This window comes from Halolamina pelagica, assembly GCF_900115675.1.
GTDB lineage: Archaea > Halobacteriota > Halobacteria > Halobacteriales > Haloferacaceae > Halolamina > Halolamina pelagica.
In genome coordinates, this window is record NZ_FOXI01000024.1 from 1 (window position 1) to 16557 (window position 16557).

The window sequence follows — 16557 nt, forward strand, 5'->3', positions numbered from 1 at the left end:
GGACGACTTCTCGGGCACGCTGGTCGCCGTCCCCGTGGCCGACCCGATCACGTTCGACCGCGTCTCCTACACCGCGCCGGAGCCGCTGGACTCGGTGAACGCGAACATGAACCGCTGCTGGCCCGGCGACGAGAACGGCACGCTCCACGAGCGCATGGCGGCCAAGCTCTGGGAGTACGCCAGCGACGCCGACGCCATCGTCGACCTCCACACCGGCGGGCTGGAGATGCTGTCCCACACCGTCTACCTGAAGGGCGACGCCGAGTGCCGCGCGCTCGCGGAGGCGTTCAACATCGACCTGCTGCTCGCCGAGGCAGCGGGCGAGGACGCCGACGCGGAGTGGCAGGACCGCGACTTCGGCGGCAAGCTCCGCGTCGCCGCCACGCAGGAGGGGATTCCGACCATCACGCCCGAACTCGCGCACAACAAGGAACTGGTCGAGGACGCCATCGACGCCGGCGTCGCCGGGATGCTGGACGTGCTCCGGCACCTCGACATGCTGCCGGGCGAGACCTCGCCGACGAACGCGACCGTCGCGCGCAACCACCTCGGCCGGGTGAAGGCCGAGGTATCCGGGCTGTTCCACGCCGACGGTTCGGTCGAACTCGGCGACTACGTGGAGCCGGGCGACTACGTCGGCACCGTGTACGACCCGACGAGCTACGAGGTGCTGCAGGAGGTGACCGTCGACCGCGAGGGCATCGTCTACTCGCTGGAGAAGGAGGCGACGGTGACCGTGGGCTCGAACCTCGTCGGCGTCGCGCTGCTGCTCGACGACGAGGAGTGAGTCACAGCGACCGGATCGTCTCGCAGGTCACGTCGACGCCGACCTCGAGGGCGTCCTCGTCGATGTCGAAGTAGGCGGTGTGGTGGCCCGCGACGTTCGAGGCGCCGACGCCGACGTAGGTGGCGTCGCCGCCGTTCTCCTGCACCCGCCGGATGAGGTAGGAGGCGTCCTCGCTGCCGCCGAACTCCTTCCGGCGCTTGACGTCCGTGACCGAATCGACGCCCTCGGCGGCCTCGCTGACGGCGTCGACCATCGACTCGTCGCACTCGAACGTCGTCGTCTTGCCGTAGAGCGAGGTCTCGTGCTCGCACTCGTGCATGCCGGCGGCGTGTTCGACCACCGTGCGGGCCTTGCCGAGCATGTACTCGTTCAGGTCGGCGGTCTCGCCCCGGACCTCGATGCGGAACTCGGCGCGCTCGCTGATGACGTTCTGGGCGTTGGGGGAGCGGACCTGGCCGACGTTGACCCGCGTCTTCCCGTCGCCGTGGCGCGGGATGGCGTAGAGGTTCTGGATCGCCGCCCCCAGCACCTGTGCGGCGTTCCGGCCTGCATGGGGCTGGCCGCCGGCGTGGGCGGGTTCGCCGTGGAAGGTCACGTCCAGTTTGGCGTTCGAGAGCGGGCGGTCGTAGCCGGCGACGACAGTGCCGGTCTCCTCGCCCAGCCCGAGGTGGAGCGCGAGCATGTGGTCGACGTCGTCGAGGTGGGTGGTCTCGCTCATCGGCTTGCCCCCGCGGCCGCCCTCCTCCGCGGGCTGGAAGAACAGCTTCAGCGTGCCGTCGAAGCCGCCGTGCTCGTCGAGTTCGCGCGCGATGCCGAGGCCGATGGCGGTGTGGCCGTCGTGGCCGCAGGCGTGCATCTCGCCGGGGTGCTCGGAGGCGAACCCCTCGCGGGCTGGTCGGTGGTCGTCGTCCTCGGCCTCGTCCCGGGCGAGCGCGTCCATGTCGACCCGGACGCTGACGACCGGGCCGTCGCCGTAGCGTTTCACGGCGACGAGGCCGGTGACGCCCTCCATCCGCTCGAGGTACTCCTCGGGGGAGCCGAGTTCGCGGGCGCGTTCGAGCGCGGCGTCGAGTCGCTCCTCGTCGGGGACGCCGAGGCGTTCCTCCGGGTCGACGGCGTCGGGGCCGAGGTGGAGGTCGAACCCCCGCTCGTCGAGTTCCTCGGCGACGAGCGCGGTGGTGCGGAACTCGGTCCAGCCCTCCTCGGGGTAGCGGTGCAGGTCGCGGCGGATCTCGGTGAGGCTCTGCTCTCGCGTGGCCATACGCACGCTCGGGAGCGGAACGTGAAAAGTTGGACGGCCGGGTCGAGGTAGTGTTCAGATAAGCTGATTCCATGCGAAGGCGAAAGATCGTAACCACTCGTCAGCAGTTTCTCGACTTGCGTTGCTGAAACAGTTCGAGAAACAGAGAGTTCTTCGCTTTACCTCTCGAAAGACACGTTCGACGCTGTTTCGATTACCATGTTTTCGTATCTGTAATCGAAGCCGTGACGAGAGCAAGCATCTTGGAGGGGTGCGGCGCCATCGACGAGAAACACGGCGTCATCGACGTCGTGTTTCTCGCGGAGTTCGGCGAAGAACGCGTGAGCGAAAGCGTTGGTTCGGACTAGTTCAAACTTTGTATGGAGTAAATCGTTTGTTGCTGGATCGACAGCAGCGTACAGCCAATACTGTTCATCATCCAGTCGGATCACGGTCTCGTCAACTGCAACGTGATCCGGATCTTGACCTTCCTCCGGCTGTAGGTCGGCCTTGTGAACCCAGTTGTGGAGGGTTGATCGAGCCCGGTCAACACCGAACTTATCGAGAACAGAGATGGTATTCGAAAGTGATAGTCCTCGGAGATGGAGCTGAATACCGAGCTTCATAAACTTCTCTGGTGTTGCTTCTCGCTCCACAAAGCCTAACTCAATCTCGCTCAAACGACCGTTGAGGCGGGCGATTTCTGCCATAGATAAGCTGAAAACCGCTCCGCCTCACTCTTCATCCTTATCTGAACACCGCCGTCGGACCCACGGAAACTATTTACACCAACCTGCTCTCTATGGCGATAGATGAGTGGCCGATCGTCGGTTCGGTTCTAGCCGGGAGCCCAGTCACACGGCGTGACTGGCGGTTCTCGGTTAGATACCAATGACCGAGAATACCGACTCAAACGGATCTCAGAAGCCAGGGAGTGCAAACAGCGGATGTTCCAACAGCACCGAACGGCGATCATCCTCCGGATGCCAGTGCAGTGGTGCTTCCCCGCCGTGCGATGCGTGTGACACCACCCAGTCCGACAAACTCCACGAAATTTCCCTTGGTGAACGGGCGTATGATGTGTGTGATGATTGCCTCCAGCTCCTCGTTGACGACGTCGAGGAGTACCACTGGTGGGACCGCCTGACTGAAGCGCACTACAATAGCGCTGCGGAGTTTCTGCGCTCCCTTGATGCAGTCTGGTGCGTCAAAGATCAGGCGTACGCTGGCGGGGAACTGTGGGTCCACACGCCCTATTGCGATGCTGCAGTCGTCAGAGATGTGTGTGACCACTTTGGTTTCCAGATTCGCTGGTTTAGCGCTGTATACCCCTTTGACGATGGCTTCGAATGCGTCTCAGAGCACGGCCCCTGTGTCGAAATCAACCTCACATTCACGACCCACCGTTCGGATCCACTCCCGCTTGAATACGACATTCAGAATGACGTGACGTACCACGAGATCGAGTGGCTTGATGAGTATCGGCGCCTGTTCACGTCGCCTCCCGAGTAGTTCGGACTCGCAGATCGAATTGCCTCTCCAAAATACGGTTGCACAACCGTCCCACTATTTGACGACTCGATCTGAGCGCCAAGAGTCTGTATTCCACTCTCACCGATATGGTTATGAATACATCAGAGAGATTGGAATTTGTGAGAGGGGGCGGAGCTACGGGTTATCGACTGTTTGCGGGATCGGTCCTGCTCGGTTGACGAGTTAGCCGATGCAATGATAAACGCAAATCGTGCGAGACTTTATCCGTCGGCAGAGCCAAGGTTTGCCTGACCAATGAGTCTGGACGACGCGGTTGAAGAGGCTCTCGCAACATACGGGATGTCGCGGAGCGAAGAGGCCGAGGAGACGGGCCGAACAGTCGCGACGCTCCAGGACTAACGTACGCCGCTTACTCGAGGGTCCGAATTTTCTCTGCGAACTCCGCCTTAGGTGACATCCTCCCCGTCGTAAACGACCGGGCTTCCCGTCCCGCAGGTGGGATATTTGCTGGTCTACGACACGATCTGTTCTCTCGTGCGAAACATCCCGCTCTCGCGGTCGAACAAGTGTGTCGATGGCTGTGCCACACAGCCGTTACTCCTATCCTCACCCTGAGGACTCGGAGTTATCTTTTGTCGCATGTTCTCCGCCCCATTACAATCCGCATTCCCGACTAACCCGCACGACGAGCAGACGTATAACCCACGCTCGACACGGTTCGACTCCGTGTCATCACCGCACGACGAACACGTCTTCGAGGTGTTCCACTCGTTCTCCTTCAGCACCTCAACACCGCGTCTCTCGCCCTTGTACTCAAGGTACTGGTAGATGCGGTCGAACGCCCACGAGTGCAACTTCTTGTTGCCGGTCTTGCCCCAATCGGATTCTCGGACGTCTTCGGGCCAACTCACCGCAAGCGTGCCAACACCGCGTTCGACACACTCAGTAATGATGGTGTCCGTGAGCGTGTGGTAGAAGTGCGTCTTGCGGTCTGTGAGTTTCTGTCGTGCCCACATCGACTTCTCGGACGGCCCGTTCTCACCCTCTGTATCGTACTCAGTATGCTTGAAGTAGTGCTTGTCCTGTTTAAGCGAGTTGCCGGGATACAGGACGTATTCGTCGGGGAACGCAACCGTGGCGATATTCTTGATGCCGAGATCAATCCCCGCCACTTCGTCGCCTGCGGAGTCGTTCGTTTCGAGTTTGACTTTGCAGACGAAGTGGAGTTCCCACTCCTCGCCGTTCCAGACCGCCCGAACGTTCTGCACCCTACTGACCTCTGAAAGGTCAATATCGGGCCGGGTCTGGTACTCGCAGAGGATGAAGTCCGAGCGGTGGTCTTTCAGGTTCTTCCCCTTGGAGAGCCGGACGCGGTTGTTCTCGGGGTCGTGATTGAACCCATCTGTTTTGAACGTGACCGTACTCCGGGGGCGTTCGTCGCCGTGTTTGCGGTAGCCGGGCGGATTCGCCTCTGGATCGGTCTGTCGCAAGTCGAACCATGACTGGAAAGCGTCGGAAAGTTGTTCGATGACTTTCTGACTGGATTGTGCGTTCAAGTCTTTCCAGCATGACTGGTTCTTCATATACGCTTTCAACGTCCCTTCATCTGGTATTTGTCCGGTTGCGTTCCAGATGCGGCCGGCTGTCCATCGTGCAACGTTCCAAATTTTCGAGGCGGAACCGCCGAGCGAATCGAGGCCATCGCAGACCTGTCGGTGGTTCTTGATGGAACCAACGTAGGTGCGTGTGACCTCAATCGCCATACATAGCCAATGTAGACAAACTAACTTAATAGTGTGGATTGGCGTTGAATATCCGGCCAGAGTGTCGTCGGTGGACTGTGTAGGTGTAGTCGGATTCACTCCCGCCTGAAGCACGGGATTCTCTCCTCGAAAAGATAGCTGAATATTATTAAAGAGAGGGAATATCAGGCGGGCCAACATTCGTGGTTTGCTACCCAGTTGTCGACTTTATTCCACCCGTTAACGGGTGGGATTTCGCCTCGCTACCGCTGTACCGCCAAGCGAGTAGGACAGGATAATTCACAGATCGGCAAGGTGGATGCCCCGACCCATGAGGTCGGGGAGGAAGCCGGCCACGGATGACATAAATCACGTCACGATGGCAGGATAACAAATAAATGTATAAGTAACACCAGCTATATTTGTGAAAACACAGTGGAATCCCGTCGCACCGCCGTCATCAAACTCGACACTCCCGAAGGGGCCGACTCGCTCCTCGAAGAGACTGTCGAGCAATTCAAATACTGCGCCAACACCGCGAGCGACTGGTGCTGGCACGGCGACGACGGATACCACGTCACCTCGAAAGCCAATGCGGAACGTGCCCTCTACGACCAACTCCGCGACGAAACCGACCTCACTGCAAATCTCGTCCAGAAAGGGATTCGCAGAGCTGTTGAATCCGTCAAAAGCGGAGTCGAACGGCTCAAACGTGGAGAAAACACGTCGCAACCGTATTTTTCGGCAGACAGCGCGGTGTACGACAAACGAAGTGCAACGTTCCACCGCGACCACGTATCCCACTCCACCGTTGACGGGCGCGTTGCGTGCGACTACATCCTTCCCGACGGCTCGGAGACGCCGCCAACGAAGTACGTCTCCAACGGGGACTTCGAGTTTCGAATGGCGCACTTACAGTACCGCGACGGTGACTGGTATCTCCACGCCTCGATGCGAAAGGTCGAAGCAGGCGAGGAATCGTCCGAATCCGAGTCCGAGCACAGAACAGTCCTCGGTGTGGATTTGGGTTTGAATAACCTCGCCGTTGCTTCAACGGGGCGATTCTGGTCGGCAGACGAGTTCAACCACTGGCGTCGAGAATATAAAAAACGCCGTGGGTCACTCCAACAATGTGGTTCTCGTTATGCCCACGAGAACATTGAGAACGTCGGGGAGAAAGAGTACGGACGTTTCGAGATACACCTACACACTGTGGCGAATGAGATCATCGAGGAGGCCGTCGAGAGCGACTGTTCGCATATCGTGTTCGAGGATTTGACCCACATTCGGGAGAACATCCCCGAGGCGACGTGGCAACACGTCTGGGCGTTCCGACGCCTCTACGAGTACGTCGAATACAAGGCCGAAGAACACCGCATCGAAGCTGTGCAGGTTGACCCGCGTAACACGTCGAAGCGTTGCTCGACGTGTGGGTTTACCCACAACGACAACCGCCACCAAGAGTCGTTCGAGTGTCAGAAGTGTGGGTACGAGAATCACGCAGATTACAACGGTGCGAAGAACATCGGTTTGCAGTATCTCCGTCGTCGGCAAAATGCAGACGATGGAGGCGCACCCGTAGATGTGCGCTTGAATCGCGGGACGCTGAACGTGAGCGGGGAGTACGTCCCCCCTGCCTCTACAGGGGCATAGAACGGGAGTCCACGCGAAAGCCTCGGGGCTTGACCCCGAGGCGATTTACTGGTCCTTACGCTCTTCCCACTCCGGACGTGGTGTCGGGGACGGGAGTTCGTCAACCGCAGTTCGAAGTTCGTCCTCTGTCGTCCACGGGAAGCACCGTTCGTGGAGTTCGAATTTACGGAATTTGTTGAGATGGACCCAACTGTACGTTGCCGGCTCTTCGTCCTCATCTGCCCGGTCGTCGATCACATCCCACACCCCCTGTTCGTCGATGTCGAGACCGCTCTCTTGGGCGCGATCAACGAGCGACTCGACGTTTGCTTGGACTTCATCCGCCGACAAATCGTCTGTGAACGCTATCTCAAGGGCGGCCTGAATGACGTGCTGTGGCGAGTCAAGGTTCTCGTCAGTCACCCACGCGTAATCACGTGGGAACACGTACGACTTGTCGAAATACGGCGGGTCATCGATCTCGCCCAATTCAGGCGCCTCCCCACCACTCTCCTTCTCGAAGACCCCAACGATGTAGTCGCTGTACGTCGCGAGCAACGAAAACATGATATCGAACGTATTGAGGCGGTCAGTCGGAAGTTCGAGGAGATCACCCATGATGAACGGATAGGCACCGAGCTGCTTCGTGAGTTCGTTCTGGACGGCGCGAAGCCGGCGGATATAGGGGTCGCGATAGCTCCCCAAGATGAAATACGATGTCCGCTGACTCCAGAGATACGGCAATTCACGCTGGGTGAACCGCCAGATTTCCCGTTTCTCTGCAGGCTCAAGTTCGATGCCCCCGACGGCCTCGTGAACAACGGTCATAATCTCCCCAGCGTCCGGCAGCGGGCTTGGGTCGGTCATTAGCTGCCGATTCAAACCACACCACCTTATCCCTTCTGAATCACTTTGGTTTTTTCTGGATTAACCAACTTGGGTGACCCTAACTGTTATAGCGCCCTACCTCGTACCAGCACGTATGAGCGAAACCGACACTGGTGCGGCCGATGCAGGGCCGTTCGCGGAACAGCAGCGGCTGTTCAAGCTGCTGTCCCAGGATACGCGCCATCTCATCATCCAGGAGCTGCTGGGCCATCCCGCCCATCTAATGTCGCTCGCCGAACTCGAGTATATGACCGGGAAGAGCCAGGCGGCCATCAAAGACCAGTTGGAGACGTTGATCGACGCCGGGTTCCTCGCACGCTACACGTACGAACCAAGCGAGGGGAAACGTGATCTCCCCTCCCAGTTCTACGGATTCACAGAGCGGGGGGTCGAGGTCCTCCACGACTACAAGTATCTCCGTGGGCTTCCGGTCGCACGTGCCCTCTACGAAAACACGCGCAAGACCGAGAAAATCGAGCGCCACGAATCGGCCCCTCGCCCGGAGCTTCCGGATGCCGTCGCGGAAGCCCTCGAGTTCGACGAGCCCGATCTCGACGCCGTCGATGGTGGCACAAACCCATAGTTCGTCGTTGAACAGCACCGTTCTCGACGCTGCAGAGAAGGTACGCCGACTTCGTACCTAGGTCAGGACTCCGTGGGCTCCAGCATGGCTGGCTCGACGTTGATCCGGAGGCGATACGTACTGTCGGTCGATCCGGTGTCGGGCCGCGTCGGGTCCAGTGGGGAATAGCCACTTGTGAACGACGCGACGAGTTCCTCGCGGGCGGGGAGGTCGATGCCGAGCTGGTCGGCGAGGTAGACGATCCGCTTGGTCGCAGCGCCGTTGTCGAGGCGTTCGAGGTACTCGCCGACAGTGACCCAGTCGCACCCCCGTTCGTCGGCAGTACGCATCGCGGTTGCGAGTTCCCGAAGGCCGCCACAGAACTCGGGGTGGTCCGCACAGTCGACCAGCGTCTTCTCCAGGTCGCTGACCTGAACGGTCGTGCCCTCGATGGATGTCGGCTCAAAGCCGAAGAATTTCCGCTTGGTGACTGTCGTGACGCGGTACGGGACGCCGTGGATCGCCCGGCTTTGCGCTCGGGTCGGCGTAACGACATACACCGTCTGGGGGACCTGTTCGGTCAGCCCGTGGTGGCTAAGGGCGCTGAAGTAGCCGATGTACATCGGCTTGGCGACGTGGGCGGCGATGAGGTACTCGTGGGTTGTGTACACGCCTTCCTCGCCGGCAGCCAGTGGGATGATGAGATACGTGCCCGGGAAGAGCCGGTCGAGCCAGCCCTTCTCGGTGAGCCGGGCTGCGATCTCGCGGGCGGTGTTCGGGGAAACCTCCAGCGTCGTCTCGATGTCGTCGACGGAGATGATCTGGTGACCTGCGCCAGCGAGTCGTGCAAGGAGTCGACTTTCTCGAGTCGAGAGACCCTGGCGTATATTTTGCGATTGTTCTATGATACTCATACCTGCGTTTCTTACATAGAATATAGTCTCAGACCTGCTTTAGCCTTGCCTCATCCTTCTTAGCTTCCTTAACCAACACAAAATCATCCAATAGATATGTGTTGGTTAAGAACCGTGGAGACTGTGGATGAACAAATCGGATGTGGCAGATTCTGTCGGCAGTATCTTCCAACCCCGTCTTCTGGCTGGTCCAACTATTGATGGGACATTGGATCGAGTTCGAATTAGTCATTCGATACAAAATCCCGATCGTATTCAAAAACAAGGTGGAGGGGCTTGTTGACGTGCCCACAGCGTTGACTTGCCCACAGCATTGACTTGCCGGCACTACGAGACACAGGTATGAACCCACGCGATATCATCCGTCGAGACCATGATTCACGTGACGGTGAGGACCCGCTGCGCGTACTGGTGGATACCGCGTCACTGAACGAGCAGCTCGCCGATGGTAACGATGCCGCCCAGCGGGTACTCGACTATGCAGCGAACCGCGAGTTCGAATTCATTCGGTCGCCAGACACGCCACGGCATGAGGAGCTTGAGTGTATCCCACCGTATACAATTGAGACGGCAGAGAACGGGGCTCGAGTTGTCCGGAGCGATGATGATGGGCAGCAAACAACCACGTCATTCTCGTATCTGTTCGGATATCAGGAACGGGCGATTCGGCGGACTACAGCACGAGTCTTCTCCGATGACGTCGACGCGTATGCGACCGAAGTAGAGGACGTCACCGATCGAGACCTGGCGACAGTCCGGCAGGTGTTCGTCCACGCCGCGCTCAACCATCGTGATGAGGGACACCTGTTCATCACGAACCGAACGGTCCTCCTCACCAACCGACGGTGGTTCGAAGCGCACTTCCCTGGTGGGCAGCTGAATATCATGAGCCTCAGCGAGGCAGTCGAGTATCTCGGGCTCTACATCCGGTATCGGGAGCAGTTCTACGCTAGTCCGAACCTCACCGTCGGAATGTTCGGCTGGTACTGGCATCTCTTCCGGGCGTTGGTTCCGCGGTATCACGTGGAGGCCGACGCGGTTGACGACTATCTACGGGGATTTAGCATCCGATTTCAGAACTTGCTTATCGCCGTCGATGAGATCGGGTATCAGTATTTTCAGGAGCCAGATAACCGGACGCAGCTCAACGTCCAGTACCATTTCGACAATGCGATCTCCCTGATCACTGGCGTTTTCGATACACTAGCCCTCAAGACCGCGGAGAAGTATGCTATCGACGACATTCGCAAAGAGTTCATTTCGCTCTCGAACAACCGGGGACGGGACTTTCTGAATGAAGTACGGGAGGTAAACACCGATCTTCGTGATCACATCGCGGACCACATGGCGTACATCAATCTGGTCTATGTTCTCCGACCGCTCGTAGTCCATCGCGGGGGATATCAGGACAGTCTCCTCGAGGATGCCGATCAGGGTTGGACAGCGGGAGCCATCCCGCTTGACCGGTTCAACGAGGCAGATCGGGATGCCTTCGAGCGGTACTACCGCGAGATAGATGACGATCCCTTACCCTATGATCCGCTCACTGAGTGGGGCTTGTATCAGGCAGACTGGGCTGCTGCGGGCTACATTGAACCATACCACTTCATGAAGGCCGCAGTGAAGACGCTCATCCAGTTTGCTAATGCGTACCTCCAGTTGCTCGGCTATCCGGATTTCATCGAGCAACGCAGAGAGGACGATGAGGGAGCGACGTTCATCGAGACCTGTGATCGAATCCGTCAAACCGGCTTGACCGGCTTCTATCAGGTGTTTCCGTAGCTATCTCCGACAGTCAAGGGAACTGGCTGAAAGAGACTGTAATAGGCGTCTTCAGCTCTTCCTGAACGGTGTGGGAATCCCGCCCGCAGTAAAGCGAGCGACTGCTCCGCAGCTGGGACACTCATCGACGAACGCACAGACTCGAAGCGAGGTTTCTAACTCACGAACGCTCCCGCACACGGAACACTCGTACGCGGTGCGATATCGGACTGATGGACGATGCTGTTGCCGTCGTGTGCGGGAGGTCGCTGTCGGTGTCGCCCTGCCGTGAGACGCTACTGTCGGAGATCACTCCTGGTTCGTCATGGACTGCTTGTAATCGAGCTGCCAGGCCGAATCGGGAAGCGTGTCGTAGATGCGATCTGGCTTACTGATGCCCACATCGAGAGCAGCAGGCTCGGCTGGGTCGCGTGCGTCATCTGATCGGGGCTTATCGACTGAGCTCCCGTCGACGTGTGATGTGTCTCGGTGACCCAGAGGATCCATCTGTGCCCATACACCGAGTTCGACGGCCTCTGCCTGCTTGTAGAGCACGCCATCGATGGCGGCCGCCAGTTCAGCGAGTGGCTCGGAGATCTCGGACTCCCCGTGTTTCTCGACAGCGTTCTCGAACAACCATTCTCGGAGCGTCGCTGCGGTCTCTCTATCGACGGTGTACGATGGAACAGCGTTCATTAGTCACTCACTCCGCCCCTCTTGGATGCGACAAACCACACACCGTCCCTATCCCCGTTGATGAGACTCCATCAGGTGTTAGCGAGGTTGTGGCTGCGCGCGCAGCGACCGCAGGGAGCGAGCACGGAGCGGTGGGTGGGGCGGAGGGGCGTCCACGGGCGGTGGTCGCCACTAAAAAACGGGGGAGTGCCCCGCTCAGCGGAGGGTGTCCCGTTCCTCTTCGAGGCCGACACCCGGGTCGTCGGTGCCGTGTTCGACCTCGTAGGCGTCGACGAGCTCCCGACTGTACCGCGCGATCCGATTCCGGGACGTCGGCACGATCGTGCTCGCCGCCGCGGCGACCTGCTCCTGGGTGAGGTGCTTGCGCGAGAGCAGCCGATCCGCCGCGTACAGCGCCGACGCCGCGACGGTACACCGTGGCGTTCCCGGCCCGACCGGCACCTGATCGCCGAGTTTCATCAGGTGTTGGGCCAGTCGCCACGTCCGCACGGCTCGCGCCCCGGGGATGGCGTCGTCATCGAGCGCGTCGACGACCGCCATCACGGCGTTGGGCCTGATGAGCGGCGCGTCAAACCCGCACTCGCACCGGATCTTCCGCGCCGCAGCGCACACCCGCTCGTGGGGCGCTTTGGTGTGCGTCGCGACCGCGACGTCGATCTCGTCCCGGTTGACCGATGCGGCCCGCGCGGCCAGGAGGACGGCGCCGCCGGCGAGTGCCTCCCAGGCCATCCGCCCGCCCGGCAACCGCGCTTCCGAGGCGCTTTGGAGGAACTGTGCCGCCATCTTGACGACGTGGTCCGGCAAGCTCAGGTTGCCGCCGATCATCTCGACGTCCCGGAGCCCCTCGTTGAGCCGCTTCGTCCGCTTGCGCTTCTCGCCGAACTGCATCCGTTTGTGCCACTTCCGGAGGCGCTGGACCTTTTCCCACTGCTCGTTGCTCAGGGGATTACCGCGACCGTCGGTGTTCCTCCCGATCTTCGTGTGCAGGCCCTTGTCCGTCCGCAGCGGATCCACCGTCTCGATGCTCTGGTCGGTGTCTCCGACCAGGCCCAGGTCGTTCAGCGTCGGGCTCAGGTCCACCCACTCGTCGGCGACGATCAGCCCGCAGTCCGTGCAGAACGACTGCTCGTCTTCGGTGATCACCCGCCCCTTACACTCCGGACAGGCCGACCGGCCCGACGGCTCGTGTTCGACCGTCGGCTCGTGACCGCCTTCCTCGGTGGTCGTAGTCTGTACGTCCGAAACCGTCTTTTCGCTCGGGTTGTTACTCGACATTGCAGTTTCCCGAAGGCGCTCACCACAGCGCCCGACACCGCGGCCCCAAACCGCGGTTTCCTCGATGTCACGACCGACAGAGCCGTCTGCGCGCTCTCGCTCGCGCCTTCGCGAGCGCCCGCACGGAGGGACACAACCAGCGCCGCGCGCCGACCCGCCCGGAGCGAGCGACCAGCGGAGAAAGCGTGGGAGGTGAGCAGCCACGCCGCGCAGCCCCCCCGCGCTTTCCCGCTGGCGTCGAGGGTACATGCACTTGAGCCCGGCAGTCCGCCCGCTACTGCAGGCAGACCGCCCGGAATGGTCGGTCGCGAGCGACGCGGAGGGCGGCAGCGGCGAGCGGCTCGAGCCGTTCGAGACACACCGGACAGCCGAGGTCGTCGATGAGGAACCAGGCCACTACCTGGCGGACTCAGAAAGGGCGAGGCCGCCTCGACCGTCCCCCGACCCCGTAAGCGCCAAGTGTAACGAGGCGCGCAGCGAGGGTCGCGGGGCGTCGAGCGGCCGAGGGCTTTCGACGATGATACTTTACAATTGCGGGCTGGCTATCGGCACCCGAATGGCTGGCCTCTATGATGCGATTATGTCGTGGGCTGCGGACAGTGAGTACATCGACCCCGAACACGTCTGGCCGCTCGGGATTGGCTCCATCGTCGTCCTCGTTGCGCTCGTCGATGTCCGGGCCCTGGACCAACTTCTGGCGTCGCTTGACGGATTCACGCAGCTACGACAGTTGCTGGTGATGGCACTGAAGGGGGTTGCCGCCGGGATGATTACGCACTTCGCCTACAGTACGAGCGACATCTCGTTTCGAAGCCGGCAGACACTCCAGAGCAAGGAACGGGCGCTCCTGATCATTCTCGGCGTCGGTGTCGGCGCTGGCCTCCTGATTGATGTCGTCATTCCCCAGCTGGTCGAGCCTTTTCCGTTCGTCGTCGTCCAGACTACCGGCCTTCTGCTCGTGGTCAGTATGTGGTACCTGCATCTGCTGATCGAGAATTGGAAACTGTCGAACGAGTGGCCCCACGTACTGAGTGGGCTGCTCATTGCCTTCGGTCCCTATGTCCCATACCTGTTGTAGGACGAAGAAAGGGGATATCGCGGTAGATGGCCGTATTCGGGGATATAGGAATCACTACAGGATTCGCTAACAACCAACGCTACCGTCGGCACTGTCAGAAGCATACCCCGGACGCTGCGGTAAGAATCAATCTCAATCGTCCTGTCGCGCGTTCAGCTCTGCAAGGAATTGGCCGGCCGCCGTCCCGATTCGGACGCCGTCGACGTTGTCGACGTCGAGGTCCGCCGTAGCAGTTCGAAACGGATACTCCTCAACGAGAATCCGATGGATAATAGTCCGGACAGTCTCCGAGCCATATCTGTCGACGAGAGTCGCCATCGCTTCGTCCAGGTGGGCGTCTTGGTGGTCCTCTCGTGGGTTCTCCGCCCGCTCGAGGACGAGGTTGACGACGTCATCAACCAATGGATGCTCGGGATTCCCCGTGCGCTCACGAACGTCATAGAGGGGCTCAGAGTCGGTCATCACTACTCCTCCGTCACGTCCTCGTTCGTGTCTTCCGCCGCTGGCTCCAGCCGTCGCTGTCGACGAACCTCCGCAAGCGTGTCCTCCAGCGTCCCGAGCGCCTCGATGGCCGCGAGTTCATCGGTGATCTCCTCCAGAAGGCGGGCTCGCTCGATCGCATCAGCATCGCCGGCGGTCGTCTCGATTGCCTCGACGCGGAGCCAACGCTCCTCCTGCCACCCACAGTCCCAGCACGTCCGGACGACGCCGAGACGCTCGCCTTCGGCAGCATCGAGAACCGCGTCGGACAATGACGTCGACGGCAGTCGGTCCGGCCCGACCTCGAGCGTGACCGGGCCACCGCACGCAGGACAGTCCATATCCCACGGGACGCGCGCCGCCGTCATCAACATCGGGGACCCACGAGACGGACTCACAGACAGGGCTCTCGAGGAGGCAAACCTGATAAATCAGGCTGGTCGTTGGGACGACGAACGCTCCGGTGACCCAGGAGACGAGACTGTGCTCTCAAACTGATACATTCCAAAAGTTAGGACTCCAGAGACGGCCCCTCGGCCTGAGAGAGCCGGCGGCCTTCGCACATTGCATATCGCCTCTTTCTTTGGACGAATTCCGCGATATGCAGGGCGGAATATCGGCCTCAAATCGAAGAAGAACCTCGTCGGGCCGATTTAAGGGAGTAGAAAATACCTCGACGGGGTGCTGGCCCACCACTATTTCGCTAAAATTGCTCGACCACGGGGTAAGTGGGGAAAATTCGGAGAGTACCGATGAAAGCCACGAATGGCCCGTGTCAAGAACGCCTCGCTGGATGGCGGCCCTCTCCCGAGAGATGCCGATAGAACCCCGATTCCCGCGAATTCGGGACGCTGGACCCACTCAAAATTACCCGACGAGGGTTCAGTATAAGAGAGACAGCACTACACCCCACCCTCTCGATATCCTGAGAGGACACGCGTTCACAGTCCGACTCAGACGGAGAGTTAACCAACATGGCCCACGAATCCATAGGTTTGTTGGTTAAGGCGATGGGGCCGGCTTCCGTGCCTGCTGACTGTAACACTACCCGAAACTTCTTTATAAATAAGTTTCGTACTATGTTACACCGTGCTCCGGCGTATCGAACTCGAGGTCCTCGCCACGGTCGACCGCGGCGACACGATCTCCGAGCTCGCGACGAAGCTCGACCACAGCGAGAGTTACCTCTCTCGTGCCGTCGCCGACCTCGTCGAGAAGGGGCTCGTCTACACGGAACGCGACGGGCGGCGAAAACGAGTCGTCCCATCGGATGCTCGTGCCGTCGAACTCTATCGGGACCTCGTCCGCCAGCACTCCCACATCGAGTTCCCCGAGCTGCTGACCGGCAAGGCACTCGAGGTGCTGTACTACCTCGACCAGCCGCGAACTGTCTCCGAGATCGCCGACCGGAGCGACAACTACCGCAACACGGTCAACCGCGTGCTCAAGCGGTTTCGCGACCGTGGGCTCGTCGGGACGGCCGACGGCCACTACGAGTTCAACGCCGACTTCGACCGCCTCCACGAGTTCGCCCGGGAACTCGCACATCATCTACATCGCCAGCGCCTCGAAGCCGTTGCCCCGAAGGGGACGATTCTCTGGGAGGACTACGACGAATTCCTCGCGCAGGCAGAGACGGAGATCGACGCGGCGGCGTTCCACGAAACCGGCCTTGCTCGGTTCGCAGCCTTCGACCTCCAGTTCCTGCTTACCGGCCATCGCTACTACGTCTACTCCGAGGACCTCGACGCAGTCTCGCCGGCGGAGCTCTGCTGTCACACGCTGCTGATCGACGACGGCAGCCGCCACCGCTCGTCTGTCTCCTCCTGCTCAGCCACGTCGACGTCGACGAGGCGGACCTCCGAGAGCAGGCGGCGAAGTATGGCCTCGAAGACGAAATCGACGCCTTGCTGCGCTACCTCGAGACGCACGGCGAGGTTGATGACGAGCGGCTCCCGGAGTGGGACGAGTTCCAGCAGCTGGCGGCTGATTACGAAGTCTGAACGTT

14 protein-coding genes and 2 pseudogenes are annotated in these 16557 nt (G+C 60.3%); 7 read left to right on the top strand and 9 right to left on the bottom strand.

Annotated elements, in window-relative coordinates:
* Positions 1 to 787 (top strand): succinylglutamate desuccinylase/aspartoacylase family protein (locus BMZ83_RS15450; protein ID WP_074880758.1); only part of this gene is annotated, 787 nt, incomplete at its 5' end.
* Between the two features lies 1 nt (position 788).
* On the opposite strand, the gene BMZ83_RS15455 is transcribed toward BMZ83_RS15450, so the two are convergent.
* Entirely contained in the window at positions 789 to 2048 is a 1260-nt protein-coding gene (locus tag BMZ83_RS15455) for an amidohydrolase (RefSeq protein WP_074880761.1), read from the bottom strand.
* A 54-nt stretch (positions 2049 to 2102) separates the two neighbouring features.
* Positions 2103 to 2737, bottom strand: a pseudogene (locus BMZ83_RS15460) (IS6 family transposase).
* A gap of 181 nt (positions 2738 to 2918) precedes the next feature.
* On the opposite strand from BMZ83_RS15460, the gene BMZ83_RS15465 reads away from it, so the two are divergent.
* A complete protein-coding gene (locus tag BMZ83_RS15465) occupies positions 2919 to 3539 on the top strand; it encodes a hypothetical protein (RefSeq protein ID WP_143077021.1) in 621 nt (206 codons plus the stop codon).
* Between the two features lie 494 nt (positions 3540 to 4033).
* On the opposite strand, the gene BMZ83_RS15470 is transcribed toward BMZ83_RS15465, so the two are convergent.
* On the bottom strand, positions 4034 to 5284 hold the full coding sequence (locus tag BMZ83_RS15470; protein ID WP_074880769.1) for an RNA-guided endonuclease InsQ/TnpB family protein: 1251 nt from the start codon (positions 5282 to 5284) through the stop codon (positions 4034 to 4036).
* 414 nt (positions 5285 to 5698) lie between these two features.
* On the opposite strand from BMZ83_RS15470, the gene BMZ83_RS15475 reads away from it, so the two are divergent.
* Complete coding sequence (locus BMZ83_RS15475) at positions 5699 to 6916, top strand: RNA-guided endonuclease InsQ/TnpB family protein (RefSeq protein ID WP_074880772.1); 1218 nt, start codon at positions 5699 to 5701, stop codon at positions 6914 to 6916.
* 45 nt (positions 6917 to 6961) lie between these two features.
* Here the strand turns inward: BMZ83_RS15475 and BMZ83_RS15480 are convergent, their stop codons facing one another.
* Positions 6962 to 7762, bottom strand: a complete 801-nt coding sequence (locus BMZ83_RS15480; protein ID WP_079990228.1) for a hypothetical protein — start codon at positions 7760 to 7762, stop codon at positions 6962 to 6964.
* Positions 7763 to 7877: 115 nt separating this feature from the next.
* Between BMZ83_RS15480 and BMZ83_RS15485 the strand changes: the two genes are divergently transcribed.
* Entirely contained in the window at positions 7878 to 8366 is a 489-nt protein-coding gene (locus tag BMZ83_RS15485; RefSeq protein ID WP_074880775.1) for a helix-turn-helix domain-containing protein, read from the top strand.
* Positions 8367 to 8428: 62 nt separating this feature from the next.
* Here BMZ83_RS15485 and BMZ83_RS15490 read toward each other — a convergent pair whose 3' ends face one another.
* Positions 8429 to 9259: a type IV toxin-antitoxin system AbiEi family antitoxin domain-containing protein gene (locus BMZ83_RS15490; RefSeq protein WP_074880778.1), complete on the bottom strand. Its 831-nt coding sequence runs from the start codon at positions 9257 to 9259 to the stop codon at positions 8429 to 8431.
* Positions 9260 to 9601: 342 nt separating this feature from the next.
* Between BMZ83_RS15490 and BMZ83_RS15495 the strand changes: the two genes are divergently transcribed.
* The gene (locus BMZ83_RS15495; protein WP_074880781.1) at positions 9602 to 11041 is read left to right on the top strand and encodes a hypothetical protein; all 1440 of its coding nucleotides are present in this window, start codon (positions 9602 to 9604) and stop codon (positions 11039 to 11041) included.
* Positions 11042 to 11329: 288 nt separating this feature from the next.
* Here the strand turns inward: BMZ83_RS15495 and BMZ83_RS17150 are convergent, their stop codons facing one another.
* Together BMZ83_RS17150 and BMZ83_RS15505 are read right to left on the bottom strand one after the other, a co-directional pair.
* Positions 11330 to 11716 carry a hypothetical protein gene (locus tag BMZ83_RS17150; protein WP_206674360.1) on the bottom strand — a complete coding sequence of 129 codons (387 nt, stop codon included), beginning with the start codon at positions 11714 to 11716 and terminating at the stop codon, positions 11330 to 11332.
* A gap of 195 nt (positions 11717 to 11911) precedes the next feature.
* Complete coding sequence (locus tag BMZ83_RS15505) at positions 11912 to 12991, bottom strand: transcription initiation factor IIB (protein WP_074880783.1); 1080 nt, start codon at positions 12989 to 12991, stop codon at positions 11912 to 11914.
* A 253-nt stretch (positions 12992 to 13244) separates the two neighbouring features.
* Here BMZ83_RS15505 and BMZ83_RS17285 point away from each other — a divergent pair, with 253 nt between their 5' ends.
* Entirely contained in the window at positions 13245 to 14069 is an 825-nt protein-coding gene (locus BMZ83_RS17285; protein WP_245748707.1) for a hypothetical protein, read from the top strand.
* A 132-nt stretch (positions 14070 to 14201) separates the two neighbouring features.
* Here BMZ83_RS17285 and BMZ83_RS15515 read toward each other — a convergent pair whose 3' ends face one another.
* Positions 14202 to 14531, bottom strand: coding sequence for a hypothetical protein (locus BMZ83_RS15515; RefSeq protein ID WP_074880786.1), 330 nt, complete (start codon positions 14529 to 14531; stop codon positions 14202 to 14204).
* 2 nt (positions 14532 to 14533) lie between these two features.
* On the bottom strand, positions 14534 to 14923 hold the full coding sequence (locus tag BMZ83_RS15520; RefSeq protein ID WP_079990229.1) for a hypothetical protein: 390 nt from the start codon (positions 14921 to 14923) through the stop codon (positions 14534 to 14536).
* 715 nt (positions 14924 to 15638) lie between these two features.
* On the opposite strand from BMZ83_RS15520, the pseudogene BMZ83_RS15525 reads away from it, so the two are divergent.
* Positions 15639 to 16552 (top strand): annotated as a pseudogene (locus BMZ83_RS15525) (MarR family transcriptional regulator).
* Positions 16553 to 16557 lie beyond the last annotated feature (5 nt).

Excerpts from the sequence above, each read along its gene's own strand:
- BMZ83_RS15505 (WP_074880783.1), bottom strand. The coding sequence starts at position 12,991 with ATGTCGAGTAACAACCCGAGCGAAAAGACGGTTTCGGACGTACAGACT.
- BMZ83_RS15495 (WP_074880781.1), top strand. The coding sequence starts at position 9,602 with ATGAACCCACGCGATATCATCCGTCGAGACCATGATTCACGTGACGGT.
- BMZ83_RS15455 (WP_074880761.1), bottom strand. The coding sequence starts at position 2,048 with ATGGCCACGCGAGAGCAGAGCCTCACCGAGATCCGCCGCGACCTGCAC.
- BMZ83_RS15470 (WP_074880769.1), bottom strand. The coding sequence starts at position 5,284 with ATGGCGATTGAGGTCACACGCACCTACGTTGGTTCCATCAAGAACCAC.
- BMZ83_RS15515 (WP_074880786.1), bottom strand. The coding sequence starts at position 14,531 with ATGACCGACTCTGAGCCCCTCTATGACGTTCGTGAGCGCACGGGGAAT.
- BMZ83_RS15520 (WP_079990229.1), bottom strand. The coding sequence starts at position 14,923 with ATGTTGATGACGGCGGCGCGCGTCCCGTGGGATATGGACTGTCCTGCG.
- BMZ83_RS15485 (WP_074880775.1), top strand. The coding sequence starts at position 7,878 with ATGAGCGAAACCGACACTGGTGCGGCCGATGCAGGGCCGTTCGCGGAA.
- BMZ83_RS15465 (WP_143077021.1), top strand. The coding sequence starts at position 2,919 with ATGACCGAGAATACCGACTCAAACGGATCTCAGAAGCCAGGGAGTGCA.
- BMZ83_RS15490 (WP_074880778.1), bottom strand. The coding sequence starts at position 9,259 with ATGAGTATCATAGAACAATCGCAAAATATACGCCAGGGTCTCTCGACT.
- BMZ83_RS15480 (WP_079990228.1), bottom strand. The coding sequence starts at position 7,762 with ATGACCGACCCAAGCCCGCTGCCGGACGCTGGGGAGATTATGACCGTT.
- BMZ83_RS17150 (WP_206674360.1), bottom strand. The coding sequence starts at position 11,716 with ATGAACGCTGTTCCATCGTACACCGTCGATAGAGAGACCGCAGCGACG.